Source organism: Aggregatibacter sp. 2125159857 (genome assembly GCF_017798005.1).
Classification (GTDB): Bacteria; Pseudomonadota; Gammaproteobacteria; order Enterobacterales; family Pasteurellaceae; genus Aggregatibacter.
This window is the reverse complement of the sequence record NZ_CP072548.1, coordinates 150146-171377: the sequence shown is the minus strand read 5'-3', so window position 1 is coordinate 171377 and position 21232 is coordinate 150146. Positions and strand designations below refer to the sequence as shown.

Genomic DNA, 21232 nt, shown 5'->3' with positions numbered 1-21232 from the left:
TTATGTGTGGAATTGTTGGTGCCGTTGCACAACGTGATGTGGCAGAAATTTTAATTAATGGATTACATCGCCTTGAATACCGTGGTTATGACTCCGCAGGATTGGCGGTAGTCAATTTACAACATGAATTACAACGTGTACGTTGCTTAGGCAAAGTGAAAGCGTTGAATGAGGCAGTGGAAAAATCCCCGCTTATCGGTGGCACCGGCATTGCGCATACCCGTTGGGCAACCCATGGTGCGCCTTCCGAAGATAACGCACACCCCCACGTTTCCGGCAATTTTGCGGTGGTGCATAACGGTATTATCGAAAACTATGAAGAATTACGTGCATTGTTGAAAGCGCGTGGTTATGTGTTTACCTCTCAAACAGATACGGAAGTCATTGCGCATTTGGTCGAATGGGAAATGCGCAGCGCAGGCAGTTTATTGGAAGCTGTGCAGAACGTCGTAAAACAATTAACCGGCGCCTATGGTATGGTCGTGATGGATCGTATGCATCCGGAACATCTCGTGGCAGCGCGTTCCGGCAGTCCATTGGTGATCGGTTTGGGCATCGGTGAAAACTTCCTTGCTTCGGATCAACTTGCTTTGTTAAGCGTTACCCGCCGCTTTATTTTCTTAGAAGAGGGCGACATTGCAGAAATTACTCGCCGTTCCGTGGATATTTACGATCGCGATGGTCATAAAGTCGAGCGTGAGGCGCATGATTCCAATTTAGAAAACGATGCGGCGGAAAAAGGCAAACACCGTCACTTCATGCAAAAAGAAATTTACGAACAACCGACCGCACTTATCAACACGATGGAAGGTCGTGTAACCCACAACAACGTGGTGGTGGAAGCGATCGGTAACGGCGCGAAAGACATTCTCGAAAAAGTGGAACACATTCAAATTGTGGCTTGTGGTACATCTTACAATTCAGGGATGGTGTCTCGTTATTGGTTTGAAAGCGTGGCCGGCGTGAGCTGTGATGTGGAAATTGCCTCTGAATTTCGTTACCGCAAATTTGTCGTACGCCCAAACAGTTTATTGATTACGATTTCCCAATCCGGTGAAACGGCGGATACCCTAGCCGCCTTACGTTTAGCGAAAGAAAAAGGCTATATGGCGGCGATGACGATTTGTAACGTAGCCGGCTCGTCCCTCGTGCGCGAATCGGATCTGGCATTCATGACCCGCGCCGGCGTGGAAATCGGGGTAGCCTCCACCAAAGCCTTTACAACGCAATTAGCCGCATTGTTAATGTTAGTCGTGGCGGTTGGTAAAGCCAAACAGACTCTTTCCACTGAGAAAGAACAGGACATTGTGAAAGCATTGCAATCGCTGCCGGCGGAGATTGAAAAGGCTTTAGCGTTCGATAAACACATTGAAACTTTGGCGGAAGATTTTGCCGAAAAGAACCATGCGTTATTTTTAGGTCGCGGCGAGTTCTACCCCATTGCGATGGAGGCCTCATTAAAGTTAAAAGAAATTTCCTACATTCACGCAGAAGCCTATGCCGCCGGTGAGCTAAAACACGGTCCGTTAGCATTAATCGATGCCGATATGCCGGTGATTGTGGTCGCACCAAACAATGAATTGCTGGAAAAAATCAAATCCAATATAGAAGAAGTGCGCGCCCGTGGCGGTCAATTGTATGTGTTTGCCGATAAAGAGGCCGGTTTTAGTGAAGCGGAAGGCATGAAAATCATCACCATGCCAACGGTAAATGATATTACCGCACCGATTTATTACACCGTGCCGATGCAGCTGTTGGCTTATCACATTGCCTTAATTAAAGGCACCGATGTGGATCAGCCTCGTAACTTAGCGAAAGCGGTTACCGTGGAATAATCTCTCAAAACGCCTGAAATTCTGACCGCACTTTGAATGACAAAATCAAAGTGCGGTCTTTTTTTTTACAAATTTTGCCCATGTAACATACCGTATTGCACGATTAAAATAACGTCATGTAGCGTGCAACGTGTTGTACGAACAAGGCAAAATTGCCCAGATAATGTAGCGTGCAACTTGTTGCACGAAAAAAATGGAACTAACCAAACGATGTGCTTAAACGAGCGGTCATTTTTGGGGACGTTTTTACCCATTCACCAAAATGAACGGAAAGGTATTTCGTGCATCAAGATGCACGCTACGAGAATCAAAAACGTGATTGAACCAACGTCGCGTGCAACGTGCTGTACGAACAAGGCGAAATTACCCAGACAATGTAGCGTGCAACTTGTTGCACGAATAAGGCAAAATTACCCAGACAACGTGCGCAAAAGTGCGGTGGAAAAATAAAACGTTTTTAACCTTTCGCCAAAATCCCTTTCAGGAAGCGCGCGGTATGCGAGCCTTCCACTTTAGCGACCTGCTCCGGCGTACCGGTGGCGATAATTTGTCCGCCGCCGCTACCGCCTTCCGGGCCGAGATCCACAATCCAGTCAGCGGTTTTAATCACGTCTAAATTGTGCTCAATGACCACGATGGTATTACCCTGATCGCGCAAACGGTGCAACACAGAAAGTAGCTGTTTGATGTCGGCAAAATGTAGCCCGGTAGTAGGTTCGTCCAAAATATACAGGGTTTTACCCGTATCCCGTTTAGAGAGTTCCGTTGCCAATTTCACTCGTTGCGCTTCTCCACCGGAAAGGGTGGTGGAGGATTGACCTAAGCGAATGTAAGACAAGCCCACGTCCATTAGGGTTTGCAGTTTGCGCGCAATCATCGGAACTGCATCGAAAAATTCGCGCGCTTCTTCCACGGTCATATCCAACACTTGATGAATGGTTTTGCCTTTGTAGCGAATTTCTAAGGTTTCGCGGTTGTAGCGTTTACCCTTACATTGGTCGCAAGGCACATACACATCCGGCAGGAAGTGCATTTCCACTTTGATCACGCCGTCGCCCTGACAGGCTTCGCAACGTCCACCGCGTACGTTAAAACTGAAACGTCCAGGGTTGTAGCCGCGTGCTCGGGCTTCCGGTACGCCGGCGAACAGCTCACGAATCGGGGTAAACACGCCGGTGTAGGTTGCCGGGTTAGAGCGCGGTGTACGGCCAATCGGGCTTTGGTCAATATCGATAACTTTGTCGAAAAACTCCAAACCTTCGATAGATTTATACGGCGCTGCTTCTGCATTTTCCGCGCGGTTTAATGCGTTTTGAGCAATCGGAAACAAGGTATCGTTAATCAACGTGGATTTGCCTGAACCAGAGACGCCGGTGATACAGGTAAACAAACCGACCGGAATCTCTAAGTTGACGTTTTTCAGGTTATTGCCTGATGCGCCAAACAACTTGAGCATTTTTTTCTTATCAAGTGCGGTACGTTTTTTCGGTATTTCGATTTTTTCTACGCCGGATAAGAATTTGCCTGTAAGAGAGTTTGGATTTTGCATGATTTGTTGTGCCGTGCCTTCGGCAATGACATTACCACCATGCACACCTGCGCCCGGGCCGATGTCGATAATGTGGTCGGCGCTTAAAATCGCATCTTCATCGTGTTCCACCACAATCACAGTATTGCCGAGATTTCGTAAGTGAATCAAGGTATTGAGCAAGCGTTCATTATCCCGTTGATGCAAGCCGATGGACGGTTCATCCAATACGTACATCACACCGACTAAGCCCGCACCAATTTGGCTGGCAAGACGAATGCGTTGCGCTTCACCGCCTGAAAGGGTTTCGGCGGAGCGGGAAAGGGAAAGATAATTCAAGCCCACATTCACCAAAAATTGTAACCGCTCTTTAATTTCTTTCAGAATCTTCTCGGCGATTTGTGCTTTTTGCCCACTCAGCTGTAGCTCTCCAAAAAAGCTCAAGGCTTCCCCGATGCTTTTCTCCGAGACATCAGGCAGATTGGTTTGCTCAATATAAACGTTACGCGCCTCGGGACGCAGACGCGAACCGCCACAATCAGCACAAGGGCGATTGCTGATGTGTTTGGCAAGTTCTTCCCGCACTGACATGGATTCCGTTTCTTTATAACGGCGCGCCATGTTGTTCAAAATGCCTTCGAATACATGGTGGCGCAACACCACATCGCCGCGATCGTTCATGTATTGGAATTCGATTTCTTCCTTGCCGGAACCGTGCAAAATAATCTGTTGGATTTTTTTTGGCAGTTCTTCAAAAGGCGTTTCAATATCGAAATGGTAGTGTTTCGCTAGGGACGTGAGCATTTGGTAATAATAGAAATTACGTCGATCCCAGCCTTTAATAGCGCCATTGGCAAGGGAAATACTCGGATTTTGCACCACGCGTTTTTCATCGAAATATTGTTGTACGCCCAAACCGTCACAAGTTGGGCACGCACCGGCGGGGTTATTAAAGGAGAATAGACGAGGTTCCAGTTCCGGTACGGAATAGCCGCAGTGCGGACAGGCAAAGTTGGCAGAAAACACCAGTTCTTCCGCTTTCGGATCGTCCATATACGCGACGACCGCCGTGCCGCCGGAAAGCTCGAGCGTGGTTTCAAAGGATTCCGCCAATCTTGTGGCTAAATCCGACCGCACTTTAAAGCGATCCACCACCACTTCGATAGTGTGTTTTTTCTGTAATTCCAGTTTTGGTGGATCGGATAAATCGCAAATCTCACCATCAATACGGGCGCGAATGTAACCTTGCGCGGCGATTTGTTGTAATAATTTAACGTGTTCACCTTTGCGCTCTTTTACCACCGGCGCCAACAACATCATTTTGCTTTCTTCAGGCAGGGAAAGCACTTTATCCACCATTTGGCTGATGGTTTGTGCCGTGAGCGGGACATTGTGATGAGGACAGCGCGGCTCGCCCACGCGGGCAAACAACAAACGCAGGTAATCGTGAATTTCGGTAATGGTACCCACCGTTGAACGAGGGTTGTGCGAGGTGGATTTTTGCTCAATAGAAATGGCTGGTGAAAGCCCTTCAATATGGTCCACATCCGGTTTTTCCATTAACGAGAGGAACTGCCGCGCATAGGCGGACAAGGATTCCACATAACGGCGTTGCCCTTCCGCATACAGCGTGTCAAACGCCAAAGAAGATTTGCCTGAGCCAGATAAACCGGTAATGACAATTAATTTATCACGGGGAATGGTTAAGTTAATATTTTTCAGATTGTGGGTTCGCGCCCCACGAATGTCGATGGTATCCATAATAGATTTTATAAATGAAAGAAGTGTAAATATGCGACAATTATCGCATATTCCTAAATAACTGTGCAAATATCCAGTTAATTTTCTTGAAAGCGTGGATTTATCCCGAATTTTCAGGCAGAATAGAGCAAATTTTTTTACAGCAAAATTGAATAAAGAAGAGGATATTATGGCTGGAGTAAATAAAGTCATTATTGTTGGTAACTTAGGTAACGATCCTGAAATTCGTACCATGCCGAACGGCGAAGCGGTTGCCAACATTACCGTTGCCACCAGTGAAAGCTGGAATGATAAAAACACCGGCGAACGTCGTGAAGTGACCGAATGGCACCGCATTGTGTTCTATCGTCGTCAGGCGGAAGTGGCGGGCGAATACCTGCGCAAAGGCTCTAAAGTTTATGTTGAAGGGCGTTTAAGAACCCGCAAATGGCAAGATCAAAATGGCCAAGATCGCTACACCACAGAAATTCAAGGCGATGTTTTACAAATGTTAGACAGCCGCTCTGATCGTCAATCTGGCGGCTACGCGCCGGCAGCACAGCCAAGCTACCCAAGCCAAGCACCAAGCGCGCCAACTGCACCACGTGCCACCCCGGCAAGCAAACCGGCAGCCGAACCGCCGATGGATAATTTTGATGATGATATTCCGTTCTAAAGAGTAAAATAAACAATCAAAAGGGTCTGATGTTATTTCAGACCCTTTATCATTTTTGTGGCATAAAGTCGGTGTATTTTTAGCGCAAAAGTGCGGTCATTTTTCTGTGCGTTTTTCCAACTTAAATATCGAAAATTTTGACCGCAGTTTTTTATCGTAATAAGAAAATAGCGCATTTTAGGACGCAATTACGCAATCACCGGATACTGCGACATTTCCAACGTAAGAGGGTTTTGGTAAGGCGTTTGCTCATTGATTAATCCTTAGAAAAATTGGCACAAGTGTGGACGCTTGCGCCATCGGGGATGGGTACAAGTTAGTGATGAAAAAATTTATAATGCACAAGTTATTTTTTTAGAGGAAGCATCAATGAGAGCATTAGCAGCTAATTTGCTTAAATTTTTGAGAAAATCATCCCAGTTCATCATTCCTATCTATCAACGGAACTATTCTTGGACAGACAAACAGTGTACCCAACTGTGGGATGATATTATGCGGACAGGGACTGATGGACGTATTCACGCACACTTCATCGGTTCTATCGTTTATGTTGAGCGCGCACTATCCACCGTAAGCAGTCAGGAATCCTTACTAGTAATTGACGGGCAGCAGCGTTTAACTACTTGCACCCTACTCATTGCAGCATTGGCTGAGTTTTTTGAGCAATATAATATCCCTGAATTGTTAAATAGTTTTTCCGCTAAAAAACTGCATAACTATTACTTAACCAATCCTGAGGAAGAAGGCGAAAGACACTTTAAATTGATTTTGTCTGAAACTGATAAAGATACCCTTCTTGCCATATTGAAAAATACGCCACAACCAGAACGATTCAGCAGTAGAATTCAAGAAAATTACGAACAATTCCAAAAACTGATTCAGGAAAATCAAGACAAATTGGAACAAATTTGCCGAGGTTTAGATAAATTGGTTATTGTGGAAGTCGCGCTTGATCGAACGCAAGACAATCCACAACTGATTTTTGAAAGTATGAATTCAACAGGTTTGGAGCTTAGTCAAGCAGACTTAATCCGTAACTATATTCTGATGGGATTAGAACCAGACCTACAAGCCGAACTATATCGCGATTATTGGCGTAAAATGGAACAACTTTTCGGGCAAGAAGCATATAGTCAATATTTTGATGATTTTATGCGTCATTATTTGACTGCGAAAACAGGAAATATTCCGAATATCCGTCAGGTTTACAGTGAATTTAAACTTTTTGCTCATACCCATTTTTCCAATAATGTAAAAGAGCTGGTTGCCGATATTTATACTTATGCAGGTTACTATTGTGCCTTTGCTTTAAACAAAGAAACCAATCCGGCTTTAAAAGAAACATTTACCGACTTGCGTGAATTGAAAGTCGATGTTGCCTATCCATTTTTATTAGATGCCTACCATACTTACAAACAGGAAGGTTTAAGTACTGACGAAATGTGCCAAATTGTGCGTTTAGTGGAAAGCTATGTTTTCCGCCGCGCGGTATGTAATATCCCTACTAACTCGCTTAATAAAACCTTTGCTTCACTTGCCAGAAATCTGGATAAAACAAATTATGTGGAAAGTTTGCAAGCCGAACTGCTCATTCTTCCATCTTACCGCCGCTTTCCATCTGATGAAGAATTTTTGCGTGAAATTAAAATTCGTGATTCCTACAATTTTGCCCGCCGGATTTACCTGCTACGCAAGCTTGAAAATTACGGACGTAAAGAAAAAGTCAATGTCAATGAGTACACTATTGAACATATCATGCCGCAAAACCCGAATTTATCTGACGAATGGCAGGCAGATTTAGGAAGTGATTGGCAGAAAGTTCAACAGACTTATTTGCATACATTGGGAAATTTAACCTTAACCGCCTATAACAGCGAATACAGCGATCGTCCCTATGTTTACAAACGAGACCAAGTAAAAGATGGAGACGGTAACGCTATCGGTTTGTCATCTAGTCCATTAAACTTAAATAAAAATTTGCCAAAGGAATATTGGAATGAAGAACAAATTAATCTGCGTGCAGAGCGATTATCCGTTTTAGCAGCCAAAATTTGGTCTATTCCTTATTTAACACAAGAACGACTTTCTCATTATCAACCCCAAAAGAACACTGAAACGACATACAATATTACAGACCATCCACACCTGATGCTGAATGCGGCAATGCACACTTTATTCTAAACATTACGGCAACAAATTCTGGCATTTGACGAATGTGTCAGCGAGGAGTTTTTAAAATTGTATGTCGCCTATAAAGCAGAAACCAATTTTGTGGATATTATCCCGCAGGCTAAACGATTACGTTTAGTTTTAAATATGCGATTTGCCGATATTCAAGACCCACGCGGGCTGTGTCGAGATATTACAAATTTAGGGAAATGGGGTAATGGAGATGTTGAAGTCCTCTTAGATAATTTTGATGATTTGACTTATGTTATGGGGCTGATTCGACAATCTTTTGATTATCAAATGATAAAAGATTAACTCCTATTTTTAAAAGGCCGTCTGAGGCCTTGTTTGGCTTTTCAAACGACCTTTGTTCACCTCTACGATGGCGCAAGCGTCCACGCTTGTGCCTATCAACTAAAAGTGCGGTCACAAAATCCAAAGGATTTTGAACATTGGTTCTCCCAACGTTTATGGGTAAAATTCGCAATGTTTTTATTAAATAGCACAAGCGTGGACACTTGCGCCATCAGGGGGTGCTATTTTGTGAGGTCATTTTAGCTTTGTGCAGCAGCCACATAATTTCGAGACATCGAGCCGCACTTTTATATCTTATTTAATGACGGTAATTTTCCATTTAGCATCATCGATTTGTTCAAAATCAGTTACTTCGTAACCCTCTTCTGCCGCCCATGCAGGAATGGCTTCTGTGGCTTGTGTGCAGTCAAATTCAATTTCTAACCCATCGCCCTTATTGAGTTTCACCATGGCTTCTTTGGCTTCAATCAATGGGAAAGGGCAAACTAAACCGAGTGTAGGTAATTTAACAATCATTTTTATCTCCTAAAATTAAGCTGTGACGGTTTTTAATCGTTGCGGTCGGATAATGGTAAAGTAAGCGGCAACCCAAGTGCCAAGCACCATTAGTGGCAAAGAAACCCAGCCTTGCCATGAGAAGAAAGCGGTTTCAACTAAGCCATTACCAATAGAGCAACCGCCTGCAAGGCTTGCACCTATGCCCATAAAAATCCCGCCTAGTGCGCTACGCAAAATGGTCGTGACATCAGGAACGCGAACGCGAAATTCATTGCTTCCTTTCGCCCCAATAAATGAACCAATAAAAATCCCTAGGACGAGGAACACACCCCAGTTAATAAATTTGTCATTGCCGGTAACCAAGTATTGCATGATGTTGGCAGAAGGGCCGGTAATACCTAAGCCAAATTCACGTCCTGTTGCTACGCTTAAAGGCCAAGCGAGCAAGGCGATGAATCCCACCAACACGGCAGACACAAAAGGATGCCAGCGTTTTTCAAATAACAAATGGGCTAAGCCTGTTTTTCTTGGTTTAAGCGTCGCTAATTTGGGCGCCGGTTTGCTTAAATGTTTGTACACATAATAACCGGTAATCAAACTAAGTAATGCGACCAACCACCACGGTGAAATGCCGAAGGTATCGTAAATATTGCGTTGTTCGATATTAATATCGCGCAATGCTTTATTAAAATCACCGAGTGGGCCGGTTCTCATCATTGCGCTTAACAGCATATAGGTAAAAAGTGCAATCCAGCTTCCGACTAAACCTTCTGCTGCACGATACCAAGTTCCTGTAGCACAACCGCCAGCCAACACAATGCCGATACCAAATAAAAATGCGCCGATTAATACAGCCAAAAAGGCAAAGTTTTCAGCTGGATCAACATTCAACACACCTATTTCTTTTAATAAAAAGAAACCGACAGATTGCACCGTAATGGCAATAAGTAATGCTACAAACATTTTGTTGTTTTTGGTGACATATAAATCACGAAATGCACCGGTGATACAAAAACGCCCACGTTGCATCACAAAACCAAGCAAAATACCACAAAATAACCCTGTTAAAAGCATAGGATCTCCTAAAGTAAGTAAAAAACGAATGCGGTATTTTTAATGAATTTAGAATATATACGCCAAGAACTTTTAGTTAATTGATATGTGATTTAGAAATAACAATCCGCACATTTACGTGCGGATTGTTATTTTTTTGTAGCATAAAGTCAGTATATTTTTAGCATAAAAGTGCGGTTATTTTCCTAGGTGTTTTATCTTGGTTTGGTCTCTGCTAAAAAATCATAATGCTGATTCATGCGCGCTGCCCAAGTTACTAAATTTGGGGAGATCTTGTTTAAATCTAACCCGATTTGAGTTTGACGTAATGCCCACCAGTCGATAAGACAGACGGCACTTATCGTACCGATATTTAACTGCTCACCAAATTTTGTCAGATACTTTTCCAATTCAATAAAACTACGACAATTACGTTCATTGAGTTGTTCATGCCGTGTCGTCCACCATTCTTCCTGTGGGCGAAGCATGCGTTCAGCAAGCATTGGAATGGTATTTTCTAAAATGCCATCCACCAAAGAATGCGCCTGCAGCACCTGCCAACGTTGTTCTCCTTGTGGAAATAAACATTTACTGTGTCCGATAGAATCGAAATATTCACTGATTAATAAACTACCAAACAGCCATTCTCCGTTATCAAGTTGTAGCGCCGGAATGCGTCCGAGCGGGTTGTCTTGATTATGTGGTGAATTGGGATCGAACGCGGATGTCACGCGTAATAATTCAATTTGTTCGTCCAATTTATGATATTTAAGCACAGCCATCACTTTGCGCACAAAGGGACTTGTGGTGGAATACCAAAGTTTCATGGTGATCTCCTTGTTTATTGCATCTTGGAAGCCTATAAAAGGACAGTTAAATTTTACCGCACTTTTGCTAATGACTTCTCTCTTAGAAAACTAAAACGTTGCGGTGGACACGAAAATTACCTCACTTGATAACTTTGTATCCGCCAGTGTTTTGTAAAATAAAAATCCTTTTAGGCGGATTTAGTGGTCATATTTTATTATGTTTCTGAAACAGTTAAGTTCTTTATTGATCAAACACTTCCCGACTTTTCAATCACCAAAATCCGCGCTTCGCCTTGCGGGTGGGCGACGTGTTCGGTACCGATGCCGGCATAAAAAATATCGCCGGTTTCTAGCAATACGCTTTTGGCTTCGCCGCGCTCTTTGTAGTGCATTTCCACCACGCCGTCCATTACGGCAAAGACTTCCTCGCCATCATTGATATGCCATTTGTAAGGCTCATTTGTCCAATGCAAACGCACGCTGATGCCATTCATTTCGGTGATATCCAAGCCGCCCCATGCACGGGTGGCGGTGAAATTTGCGCTACGGATAATTTTGTGTGACATATTCTCTCCTTCGTTTTAATGTGCTTCGTCCCAGTTTTCGCCCACGCCCACATCCACAATCAGTGGTACCACAAGCTCAGCAGCCGCTTCCATGTGTTGTTTGATGAGATCGCTAAAAAACGCGATTTTTTCTGACCGCACTTCAAACACCAATTCATCGTGCACCTGCATAATCATATGAATATCCGGATTATCACGCGTAATTTCATCTAGCTTAATCATGGCGCGTTTGATGATGTCGGCGGCGGTACCTTGCATTGGCGCGTTAATCGCCACCCTTTCCGCGCCTTTGCGGCGCATGGCGTTGGAGGAATTGATTTCCGGCAAATATAAACGGCGTCCGAATAAGGTTTCTACGTAGCCTTGCGCTTTCGCCTTCTCACGGATGTCGTGCATGAAGGTTTGCACGCCCGGGTAACGTTGGAAATACAAATCCATGTAACGTTGCGCATCCGCGCGGGAAATCCCAAGCTGACGGGAAAGCCCGAAAGAGGACATACCGTAAATCAGCCCGAAGTTAATGGCTTTCGCGTTGCGACGCTGTTCGCTCGTCACCTGTTCCAACGGCAAACCAAAAATCTCCGCCGCGGTGGAACGGTGAATGTCTTTGCCTTGTGCAAACGCGTTAATCAAACCTGCATCGTTGGACAAATGCGCCATAATGCGCAGCTCGATTTGCGAGTAGTCGGCGGCGATAATTTTATAGCCGTCACGGGCAATAAAGGCTTGGCGAATACGGCGGCCTTCCTCGTTACGAATCGGAATATTCTGCAAATTCGGATCACTGGAAGAAAGTCGCCCTGTTGCCGTTACGGCTTGATGATAAGAGGTGTGCACGCGCCCGGTTTGCGGGTTCACCATTTGCGGCAATTTGTCAGTGTAAGTGGATTTCAGTTTGCTCAAACCGCGATGTTCCACCAACACTTTCGGCAATTCGTGGCTGTACGCGAGTTCCTCCAACACGTCTTCATTAGTGGACGGCGCGCCTTTCGGGGTTTTTTGCAACACCGGCAAACCGAGTTTATCGAACAGAATTTCTTGCAACTGTTTCGTGGACGCCAAATTGAACGGTTGTCCCGCCAGTTCGTGCGCCTGCATTTCAAGTGCGGTCAATCTTTCGGTAATTTCGTTGGACTGCAGGAACAGCGCATCAGAATCAATCAGTACACCACAACGCTCCATGCGTGACAATACACCGAGCAAGGGCAATTCGATGGATTGATAGAGTTCTACCAAACTGGATTGCGACTGAAGTTTTTCCCACAACACTTGTTGCAATTTCATGGTCACGTCGGCATCTTCCGCCGCGTATTCGCCCGCTTGTTCCAGCGGGATTTGGTTGAATGTCAGCTGATTTTTCCCTTTGCCGGCAATGTCTTCAAAGCCGATAGTTTGGTGTCCGAGATAGCGTTTCGCTAAGTCGTCCATGTTGTGCCGACCGGTGCTATCCAAGGTGTAAGAAAGCAACATGGTATCGAATTCAATGCCCTGCAGTGCAATGCCGTTGCGGGCGAAAATGGTCATATCAAACTTGAGATTCTGCCCGACTTTACCGATATTCGGGTTCTCTAAAATGGGTTTGAGAGCGGCAAGTGCGGTGCTTTTTTCGAGCGTTTTTGGCGCACCGAGATAATCCAAATGCAACGGTAAATACGCCGCTTCGCCATTTTCTAACGCAAAAGACACGCCGACCAAATTGGCGGACATATAATCCAGCCCGTCGGTTTCCGTATCTACCGCGATCAGTTCCTCGGCACTTAATTTTTCCACCCAACGGGCTAAATCCGCTTCAGTCAGAATGTTTTCATAGCGGCTACGATCGATGTTAAATTTAACGGCATTTTCAACCGCACTTTCATCGGTTTTGACTGCCGGCGTCGCTTGATAGTGATTAATTTTCACTGAATGCGTCGGTTGCGTTACAGAATTGGTGCCGTTCATCACCTCGCCTAGCCAGCGTTTGAATTCATACCGCCCGAAATATTCGATTAAGGCGTCATTGTTGCTGTCACCTAGGGCAAGTTCTTGCGGGGAAAATGCCAATGCCACGTCGGTTTTGATGGTTGCCAACGCGTAGGACAAATCTGCCATGTCTTTTTCAGCAAGCAATTTTTCACCGAGTTTCTTCGCACCACGAATCGGCAGTTCGGCGACTTTATCCAGATTGGCATAAATTTGTGCCATGCTACCGATTCCCTGCAAAAGCCCTAATGCGGTTTTTTCGCCAATACCGGACACACCGGGAATGTTGTCGGAGCTATCGCCCATCAATGCCAGGTAATCAATAATTAACTCCGGTGGAATGCCGTATTTTTCAATCACGCCATCACAATCCAGTAGGCTGTTGTTCATGGTATTAATCAACATAATGTTGTCATCCACCAGCTGCGCCATGTCTTTGTCACCGGTACTGATAAGTACCTTCTGCCCGTTTTGCGACGCTTGGCGTGCTAATGTGCCGATCACATCGTCCGCTTCCACACCTTCCACCACCAACAGCGGAATCCCCAATGCGCGGATCATGTCATGCAAGGGCTGGATTTGTTTACGTAGATCATCCGGCATCGGCGGACGATGAGATTTATATTGCTCAAACATTTCATCGCGGAAAGTTTTGCCTTTGGCATCAAACACCACCGCAATGTGGCTTGGCTGCACTTGAGAAATCAGGCTTTTCAACATATTCAGCACACCATACATGGCGCCTGTCGGTTCACCGTTGGAGTTGGTAAGCGGAGGGAAGGCGTGAAAAGCGCGGTATAAATAAGAAGAACCGTCCACGAGGACAAGGGGATTTGCAGCAATTTGAGCCATAATCATCTCATGATGTTGATAAAATGTTGTCGTATTATAGCGAAAATCAGCCAAGGGCGCATGGGGAAATCCCCCAGAAAAAAGGGATTAAAAAACACCTAAAAGCCCCACCGCACTTTGTCTTGTCTGATCGGTGAAATCGCTGATGGATCTTGATCCTGACGGTGAAAATGCCTATACTCAGGTCGTTTTTAACACAATCCAGCAGAGGATCTTATGAAAAAATTCACACTTTTAGCGCTTAGCGCGGCTATCGTATCAACAACGGCAATCGCCTCCGATGTTAATTTCACTGATTTAGGTATTGGGGTTGGCGTGGGTACAACAAAATATGAAGGTGCAAAACGTATTGCCAATATTGATGCTATCGTTGATTACGGTTTCCAACTTGATGAAAATGTCGTGGGTATCGTGGAAGGAAAATTAAAAGCGCATGATTCCAAATTACAAGACAACGCTTATGGCCGATTTGAACAACGAGGACGTTTAGGCGTAGGCTATTTGCTAGGTTATAAAGTTGCACCGTCTATTTTGCCTTATGCGAAACTCAGTGGCGAAGTGGTGAAATTTAAAAAATATGCTCACGATGGCAGCTACAGTGCCAGCGATACGAACTTAGGTTATGGTTTCGGTGCCGGCGTGAAAGCCGCCGTTGTGCCAAACTTTGAACTTGGCGTTGAATATTTACGCACCGGTCATCGCTTTGAAAGCACGAACATTAAAGGCAATACATTCAGCACAAGCGCGACCTATCGTTTCTAATTTGAATGCATTTTAAAGAGATTGCGCCGAAGGAAAACCAACGGCGCAATTTTTTTGCCTGTGCAATCTTACGGAAACCTTGCCCTATCCTTTCCTATTTGGTGTAAAATTCGCCTGCTTATGAAATTTCAACCCCTAAAAACACTGTTTTTTTCGACCGCACTTTTCACCACCAGCGCCTGTGGCACCGTGGTAAAACTGGTGGATCCGACAGAGCCTTATCGCGCTTATGCCGGCACGAAATACGATTTCGAGATGGCAAAGCGCTGGGGCTTACCGATTTTGGATGTGCCATTGTCTTTTCTGTTGGATACGGCACTTTTGCCTTATGTCTGGTCGCAAAGTGAATAATCAATGACTATGAAACTCAATCCGCAACAACAACAAGCCGTGGAATATGTGTCCGGCCCTTGCCTCGTTTTAGCCGGTGCAGGCTCTGGGAAAACGCGCGTCATCATCAACAAAATTGCTCACCTGATTGGTAAGTGCGGTTATCTTCCAAAGCAAATCGCCGCCGTCACTTTCACCAATAAAGCCGCACGTGAAATGAAAGAACGTGTGGCACAGTCCATTGGTAAGGAATCCTCCAAAGGGCTCATTGTGTCCACCTTTCACACCCTCGGGTTTGACATTATTAAGCGTGAATACAAGCACTTAGGTTTTAAAGCGAACATGACGCTGTTTGATGAACATGATCAAATGGCGTTGTTAAAAGAGCTCACTGCTGATCTGTTGCAGGAAGACAAAGAGTTACTACGTACGCTAATTAATCGTATCTCCAACTGGAAAAATGATTTATGTAGCCCGCAACAAGCAATGACATTGGCGCGTGATAAGCAAGAACAAACCTTCGCTCATTGTTACGACCGCTATAACAAACAACTGCGTTCCTACAATGCTTTGGATTTTGATGATTTGATTATGTTACCGACCCTACTGTTCAAACAGAATGCCGAAGTGCGGTCAAAATGGCAAGAGAAAATTCGCTATCTGTTGGTAGATGAATACCAAGACACCAATACCAGCCAATATGAGTTGATTAAGTTGTTGGTAGGTGATCGTGCGCGTTTCACGGTGGTGGGTGACGACGATCAGTCTATTTATTCTTGGCGTGGTGCTCGCCCGCAGAATATGGTGCGGTTACGCGATGATTTTCCGGCGTTACGGGTGATTAAACTGGAACAAAATTACCGTTCCAGCCAACGCATTTTGCATTGCGCCAATATCCTCATTGATAACAACGATCATGTTTTCGACAAAAAACTCTTTTCCAATTTAGGCGAAGGGGAAAAGTTACAAATTATTGAAGCGAAAAATGAAGAACATGAGGCAGAACGTGTCGTGGGCGAACTCATTGCTCACCGTTTTATCGCCAAAACCCATTATCGCGATTATGCCATTTTGTATCGTGGCAACCACCAATCACGCTTGCTGGAAAAAATTCTGATGCAAAACCGTATTCCATACAAAATCTCCGGCGGCACATCCTTTTTCTCCCGCGCGGAAATTAAGGACATGATGGCGTATTTGCGTTTGGTGGTAAATCAAGATGATGATGCAGCGTTTTTGCGCATTGTGAACACGCCAAAACGGGAAATCGGTACGGCAACACTGGAAAAATTGGGTTCACTGGCACAAGAAAAACATGTCAGCTTATTTGAAGCGATTTTTGATTTTGAGCTGATTCAACGGGTCACCCCGAAAGCCTATGATGCGTTGCAAAAATTCGCCCGTTGGATTGTCGAATTGAATGATGAAATACAACGTTCCGAACCTGAACGCGCCGTGCGTTCCATGCTGACTTCATTACATTACGAAGAATATTTATACGAATACGCCACCAGCCCAAAAGCGGCAGAAATGCAGAGCAAAAACGTGGCAACGTTGTTTGATTGGGTCGCTGACATGTTAAAAGGTGATGAGTTTAACGAGCCGATGAATCTGAACCAAATCGTCACCCGCTTAACCTTACGCGATATGCTGGAACGGGGCGAAGAGGACGATGACAGTGATCAAGTCCAATTAATGACGCTTCATGCCTCCAAAGGGCTAGAATTTCCGTATGTGTTTTTAATCGGCATGGAAGAAGGCATTTTGCCGCATCAAACCAGTATTGACGAAGACAACGTGGAGGAAGAACGCCGTTTGGCGTATGTGGGCATTACTCGTGCGCAACGAAATCTGTGGTTTTCCTTATGTAAGGAACGGCGTCAGTTCGGCGAATTGATTCGTCCGGAGCCAAGTCGATTCTTGCTAGAATTACCGGAAGATGATTTGCAATGGGAACGAGACAAACCGCCGTTAAGTGTGGAACAGCAACAGGCGAAAACGCAAAGCCATATCGCCAATTTACGGGCAATTTTACGCGGGAAATAATCTGTGAAGGTAATATTTGAAGTTGTTGAGAAATCGCACAACTAACTTGATTTTAAGCACTTTTCAGAAAAAATAATTTGACTTATTGTCATAAATCCGTATTATACCGCCCACAAACCGATTGTGGTGAGATGGCCGAGTAGGCTGAAGGCGCTCCCCTGCTAAGGGAGTATGGGGTCAAAAACTCCATCGAGGGTTCGAATCCCTCTCTCACCGCCATTTGTTTAATTTGTCTCGCACCCGTAGCTCAGCTGGATAGAGTACTCGGCTACGAACCGAGCGGTCAGAGGTTCGAATCCTCTCGGGTGCGCCATTTTAAATCGACTCTATTGTTTAAAATGGTCTGAGCAAATTAAACGTCAACTACGCACCCGTAGCTCAGCTGGATAGAGTACTCGGCTACGAACCGAGCGGTCAAAGGTTCGAATCCTTTCGGGTGCGCCATTTCACTTTAGTTTTTCAATTCTTACTTTCTTTCCCGAGCAAAATGTCTAATAATGGGCTGTCGCCTGACTTGAGGCGATATTTTCAAACCATTATGGAGAAAAAAATGAAAAAACTATTAGTTGCAGTATTATTATCCGGTTTTGCAATGTCCGCATCTGCCGGCTTATCTAAAAGCTGCGAAACATATTTTGCTGAAATCGATTCTTTTGTGAGTGCAGTACCTGCAGCACAACAAGCGATGATGAAACAACAATATGACGCAAGCAAACAACAATTATCTGCTTTACCAGAAGCTGCACAAGAGCAAGCTTGCTCCCAAGCAACTGAACAATTAAAACAAGCTAAAGCAGCAATGGGAAAATAATTAAGCTTTTTGTTTTTCGTAAAGACCCAATAATTGTTGGGTCTTTTTTATGGGCGAGAGTTAAGATTCGGCTAATAAACGTTGAATGAGTTTGGCATTTGCCGGTGGAAATTGACCTGCATTCAGTTCGTTTTGTGCCAACCAGAAACCTTCTTGTCCCTCACGCCCAAAGGGCTCGCCAACCCATTCTTCTACCAGATAAAAAAAGAAAGAAATCACTTTGGTTGGGTATTCAAATTCAAAACGCTCAAACAGCTGTGCATTGAGTACCACAATACCGATTTCTTCTTCTAGTTCCCGTTTTAATGCCTGTTCCGGTGTTTCCCCTTTATCAACTTTACCGCCAGGAAACTCTAGGGACTGGGCAAAGTCTTGTCCTTCCAAGCGTTGAGTTAAATAAATTTGTCCAAATTCGTTACGAATAATCCCGGCTGCAACCTGTACAAGCGGTTTCCTCATTTTTCCATCCTTCACTGAATATTCATGAAAAAAGTGCGGTTAAAAATTTCATTGTTTTTCTAACCGCACTTTTATTTATTTCCAATTAATGTTTGGCACGACTGCCGTGGCAATGTTTGTATTTTTTACCGGAACCACATGGACAAGGTTCATTACGCCCGATTTTATGGTGTTCTTCTACCGCATTTTGAGCGCCTTGTTCATCCTGTGATTCTTCATTGTGATACTGCATTGCTGCCGCCTCACGTTGCGCCAATTCTTGACGTAAACGTTCTGCTTCTTCCATTTCCTCTTGTGTGCGAACTTGGACGCGACTTAAGGTGGTGACCACACTTAATTTCAAGGCATCCAACATTTCGGTAAACATTTGGAAAGACTCTTTTTTGTACTCTTGTTTCGGATCTTTTTGTGCATAACCGCGTAAATGAATACCACGGCGTAGGTGATCCATCGCAGATAAATGTTCTTTCCAAAGTTCATCTAGGGTTTGTAACATTACGCCTTTTTCAAAATTGCGCATGGTTTGTGCACCGGCCAATTCTTCTTTGCGTTTATATTCATCCGTAGCCGCTTGAATAATACGCTCACGCAAGGTTTCTTCATGCAGATGATTGTCTTCATCCAGCCATTTGGTGATAGGTAAATCCAGCGCGAAATCTTGTTTTAAACGTTGTTCCAATGCCGGCACATCCCATTGTTCTTCCAGTGATTGTGGCGGAATGTATTGATCGATAACGCTGTTGAATACGTCCTGACGAATCACATCGATAGTTTCAGAAATATCGTCATTTTCTAACAATTCATTGCGTTGTTCATAAATCGCATGACGTTGGTCGTTTGCCACATCATCAAATTCGAGTAAGTTTTTACGCCCATCGAAGTTGTGCGCTTCCACTTTTGCCTGTGCAGAGGCAATCACTTTCGCTAATAATTTAGACTCCATGGCCTCGCCAGGTTGGCTGAAGGCTTTGCGCATCATGTTAAGTTTGCCTTCATTGAGGTAAATACGCATTAACGCATCGTCTAAGGATAAATAGAAACGGGAAGAACCTGGATCCCCTTGACGACCGGAACGACCGCGCAACTGGTTGTCGATACGACGGGATTCGTGGCGTTCAGTACCGATAATGTGCAAACCACCGGCTTGTTTTACAATGTTATGGCGTTCTTGCCATGCGGATTTGATTGCCTCAATTTGTTCTGGCGTTGGATTTTCCAATTTATCCACTTCCGCTTTCCAGTTACCTCCCAGCACGATATCGGTACCACGCCCCGCCATGTTGGTGGCGATAGTGACGGCTCCCGGATACCCTGCATTGGCGACGATTTCCGCTTCTTGTGCGTGGAATTTGGCGTTCAATACATTATGCTTAATGCCAGCTTTATTCAACGCATTAGAGAGTAATTCGGATTTTTCAATGGAGATTGTCCCGACCAAAACAGGTTGGTTACGGGCCACACAATCTTTGATGTCCTCAATAATGGCGTTGAATTTGTATTCTTCTGTTTCAAACATCACATCAGTGCGATCGTCACGGATCATTGGACGATTGGTCGGAATGACGACGGTTTCTAAGCCATAAATTTTTTGGAATTCAAAGGCTTCCGTATCCGCCGTACCGGTCATCCCCGCTAATTTCTCGTATAAACGGAAGTAGTTTTGGTAAGTGATAGAGGCGACAGTTTGGTTTTCGCTTTGAATGCGAACCCCTTCTTTGGCTTCGATGGCTTGGTGTAAGCCGTCCGACCAACGACGACCTGCCATCGTACGACCGGTGTGTTCATCTACGATAACAATCTCGCCATCTTTTACAATGTAATCCACATCACGTTCAAATAAGGTATGAGCGCGCAATGCCGCCATAACGTGGTGTAACAAAGAAATTTTAGACGGTGAATAAAGGGATTCGGTGTCTTTCATGAACCCATGTTCAATTAACCATTGTTCGCATTTTTCTTGCCCACGTTCGGTCAGGTAAGCTTGTTTGGTTTTTAAATCCAACGTGTAATCGCCTGTACCTTGATATTCTTCGGTATCTTCTTTGTCTTGTTTAATTAAGACAGGAATCAACTTGTCGATAGCAATATACAGTTCGGAGCTGTCTTCTGCCTGACCGGAAATGATTAACGGCGTACGCGCTTCGTCGATTAAGATGGAGTCCACCTCATCCACTAACGCATAGTAGAGATCTTTTTGAAAGCGCTCTTGCGGGGCGTGCGCCAAGTTGTCACGCAAATAATCAAAACCTAGCTCACTGTTGGTGGCATAAGTAATGTCCGCTGCGTATGCTGCGCGTTTTTCTTCCGGTGACATGCCTGGCACATTGACACCGACAGTTAGACCTAAAAATTCGAATAATGGACGGTTGGTTTCCGCATCGCGGCGGGCAAGATAGTCATTCACGGTAACCACATGCACGGCTTTGCCCGGTAACGCGTTCAAATAGCAAGGCAATGTCGCGGTTAAGGTTTTCCCTTCACCGGTACGCATTTCCGCGATACAGCGGCTGTTAAGCACCATACCGCCGATAAGTTGCACGTCGAAATGACGCATGCCAAGCACACGTTTACTGGCTTCACGCACGGTCGCGAATGCTTCCGGCATTAAACTTTCCAAGGTTGCGCCTTGTGCTAAACGGTCACGGAATTCTGCCGTTTTGGCTTTGAGTTGTTCATCGCTTAACGCTTCGTATTCCGGCTCAAGTTTATTAATTTTGACGACGATTTTATTGAGGCGGCGCAAAACACGGTCATTACGGCTGCCAAAAATTTTAGTTGCAATAGTTCTAAGCATAATTCTTTCTTTTTTAAAAACAGATAA

General features: G+C 44.7%; 16 protein-coding genes and 3 tRNA genes. 11 read left to right on the top strand and 8 right to left on the bottom strand.

The window, feature by feature from the left end:
- Window positions 1–2: 2 nt before the first annotated feature.
- On the top strand, window positions 3–1835 hold the full coding sequence (glmS, locus tag J5X96_RS00820; protein WP_209363686.1) for a glutamine--fructose-6-phosphate transaminase (isomerizing): 1833 nt from the start codon (window positions 3–5) through the stop codon (window positions 1833–1835).
- A gap of 457 nt (window positions 1836–2292) precedes the next feature.
- On the opposite strand, the gene uvrA is transcribed toward glmS, so the two are convergent.
- Window positions 2293–5124 carry an excinuclease ABC subunit UvrA gene (uvrA, locus tag J5X96_RS00810; RefSeq protein WP_209363682.1) on the bottom strand — a complete coding sequence of 944 codons (2832 nt, stop codon included), beginning with the start codon at window positions 5122–5124 and terminating at the stop codon, window positions 2293–2295.
- Between the two features lie 169 nt (window positions 5125–5293).
- Here uvrA and J5X96_RS00805 point away from each other — a divergent pair, with 169 nt between their 5' ends.
- The 3 genes from J5X96_RS00805 to J5X96_RS09690 all read left to right on the top strand — a co-directional run bounded on the left by J5X96_RS00805 (window position 5294) and on the right by J5X96_RS09690 (window position 8263).
- A complete protein-coding gene (locus tag J5X96_RS00805) occupies window positions 5294–5779 on the top strand; it encodes a single-stranded DNA-binding protein (RefSeq protein WP_209363676.1) in 486 nt (161 codons plus the stop codon).
- 369 nt (window positions 5780–6148) lie between these two features.
- On the top strand, window positions 6149–7960 hold the full coding sequence (locus tag J5X96_RS00800) for a DUF262 domain-containing protein (protein WP_245193469.1): 1812 nt from the start codon (window positions 6149–6151) through the stop codon (window positions 7958–7960).
- 15 nt (window positions 7961–7975) lie between these two features.
- Window positions 7976–8263 (top strand): DUF5655 domain-containing protein, encoded by a 288-nt coding sequence (locus J5X96_RS09690; protein ID WP_256436936.1) that lies wholly within the window; start codon window positions 7976–7978, stop codon window positions 8261–8263.
- A 294-nt stretch (window positions 8264–8557) separates the two neighbouring features.
- Here J5X96_RS09690 and J5X96_RS00795 read toward each other — a convergent pair whose 3' ends face one another.
- From J5X96_RS00795 to polA, 5 genes are all read right to left on the bottom strand, one after another.
- Window positions 8558–8779, bottom strand: a complete 222-nt coding sequence (locus tag J5X96_RS00795) for a sulfurtransferase TusA family protein (protein WP_209363674.1) — start codon at window positions 8777–8779, stop codon at window positions 8558–8560.
- A 15-nt stretch (window positions 8780–8794) separates the two neighbouring features.
- Entirely contained in the window at window positions 8795–9835 is a 1041-nt protein-coding gene (locus tag J5X96_RS00790) for a YeeE/YedE family protein (RefSeq protein WP_209363672.1), read from the bottom strand.
- 194 nt (window positions 9836–10029) lie between these two features.
- Window positions 10030–10641 carry a glutathione S-transferase gene (locus tag J5X96_RS00785; RefSeq protein WP_209363670.1) on the bottom strand — a complete coding sequence of 204 codons (612 nt, stop codon included), beginning with the start codon at window positions 10639–10641 and terminating at the stop codon, window positions 10030–10032.
- 230 nt (window positions 10642–10871) lie between these two features.
- Window positions 10872–11189, bottom strand: coding sequence for a cupin (locus J5X96_RS00780; protein WP_209363668.1), 318 nt, complete (start codon window positions 11187–11189; stop codon window positions 10872–10874).
- Between the two features lie 15 nt (window positions 11190–11204).
- A complete protein-coding gene (polA, locus tag J5X96_RS00775; RefSeq protein ID WP_209364728.1) occupies window positions 11205–14003 on the bottom strand; it encodes a DNA polymerase I in 2799 nt (932 codons plus the stop codon).
- Between the two features lie 216 nt (window positions 14004–14219).
- Between polA and J5X96_RS00770 the strand changes: the two genes are divergently transcribed.
- From J5X96_RS00770 to J5X96_RS00740, 7 genes are all read left to right on the top strand, one after another.
- Window positions 14220–14765, top strand: a complete 546-nt coding sequence (locus J5X96_RS00770; protein WP_021616034.1) for a porin family protein — start codon at window positions 14220–14222, stop codon at window positions 14763–14765.
- Window positions 14766–14885: 120 nt separating this feature from the next.
- Complete coding sequence (locus J5X96_RS00765; protein ID WP_021616033.1) at window positions 14886–15116, top strand: YceK/YidQ family lipoprotein; 231 nt, start codon at window positions 14886–14888, stop codon at window positions 15114–15116.
- A 9-nt stretch (window positions 15117–15125) separates the two neighbouring features.
- Window positions 15126–17141, top strand: coding sequence for a DNA helicase Rep (gene rep / locus J5X96_RS00760; RefSeq protein ID WP_209364726.1), 2016 nt, complete (start codon window positions 15126–15128; stop codon window positions 17139–17141).
- Window positions 17142–17266: 125 nt separating this feature from the next.
- Window positions 17267–17360, top strand: a tRNA-Ser gene (locus tag J5X96_RS00755).
- Window positions 17361–17377: 17 nt separating this feature from the next.
- A tRNA-Arg gene (locus tag J5X96_RS00750) sits at window positions 17378–17454 on the top strand.
- 54 nt (window positions 17455–17508) lie between these two features.
- Window positions 17509–17585: transfer RNA gene (locus tag J5X96_RS00745), tRNA-Arg, on the top strand.
- Between the two features lie 106 nt (window positions 17586–17691).
- Complete coding sequence (locus J5X96_RS00740; RefSeq protein WP_209363666.1) at window positions 17692–17952, top strand: DUF5339 domain-containing protein; 261 nt, start codon at window positions 17692–17694, stop codon at window positions 17950–17952.
- A gap of 60 nt (window positions 17953–18012) precedes the next feature.
- On the opposite strand, the gene mutT is transcribed toward J5X96_RS00740, so the two are convergent.
- Both mutT and secA read right to left on the bottom strand, forming a co-directional pair.
- Window positions 18013–18411: an 8-oxo-dGTP diphosphatase MutT gene (gene mutT, locus J5X96_RS00735; RefSeq protein ID WP_209363665.1), complete on the bottom strand. Its 399-nt coding sequence runs from the start codon at window positions 18409–18411 to the stop codon at window positions 18013–18015.
- 85 nt (window positions 18412–18496) lie between these two features.
- Window positions 18497–21205, bottom strand: coding sequence for a preprotein translocase subunit SecA (gene secA / locus J5X96_RS00730; protein WP_209363663.1), 2709 nt, complete (start codon window positions 21203–21205; stop codon window positions 18497–18499).
- Window positions 21206–21232 lie beyond the last annotated feature (27 nt).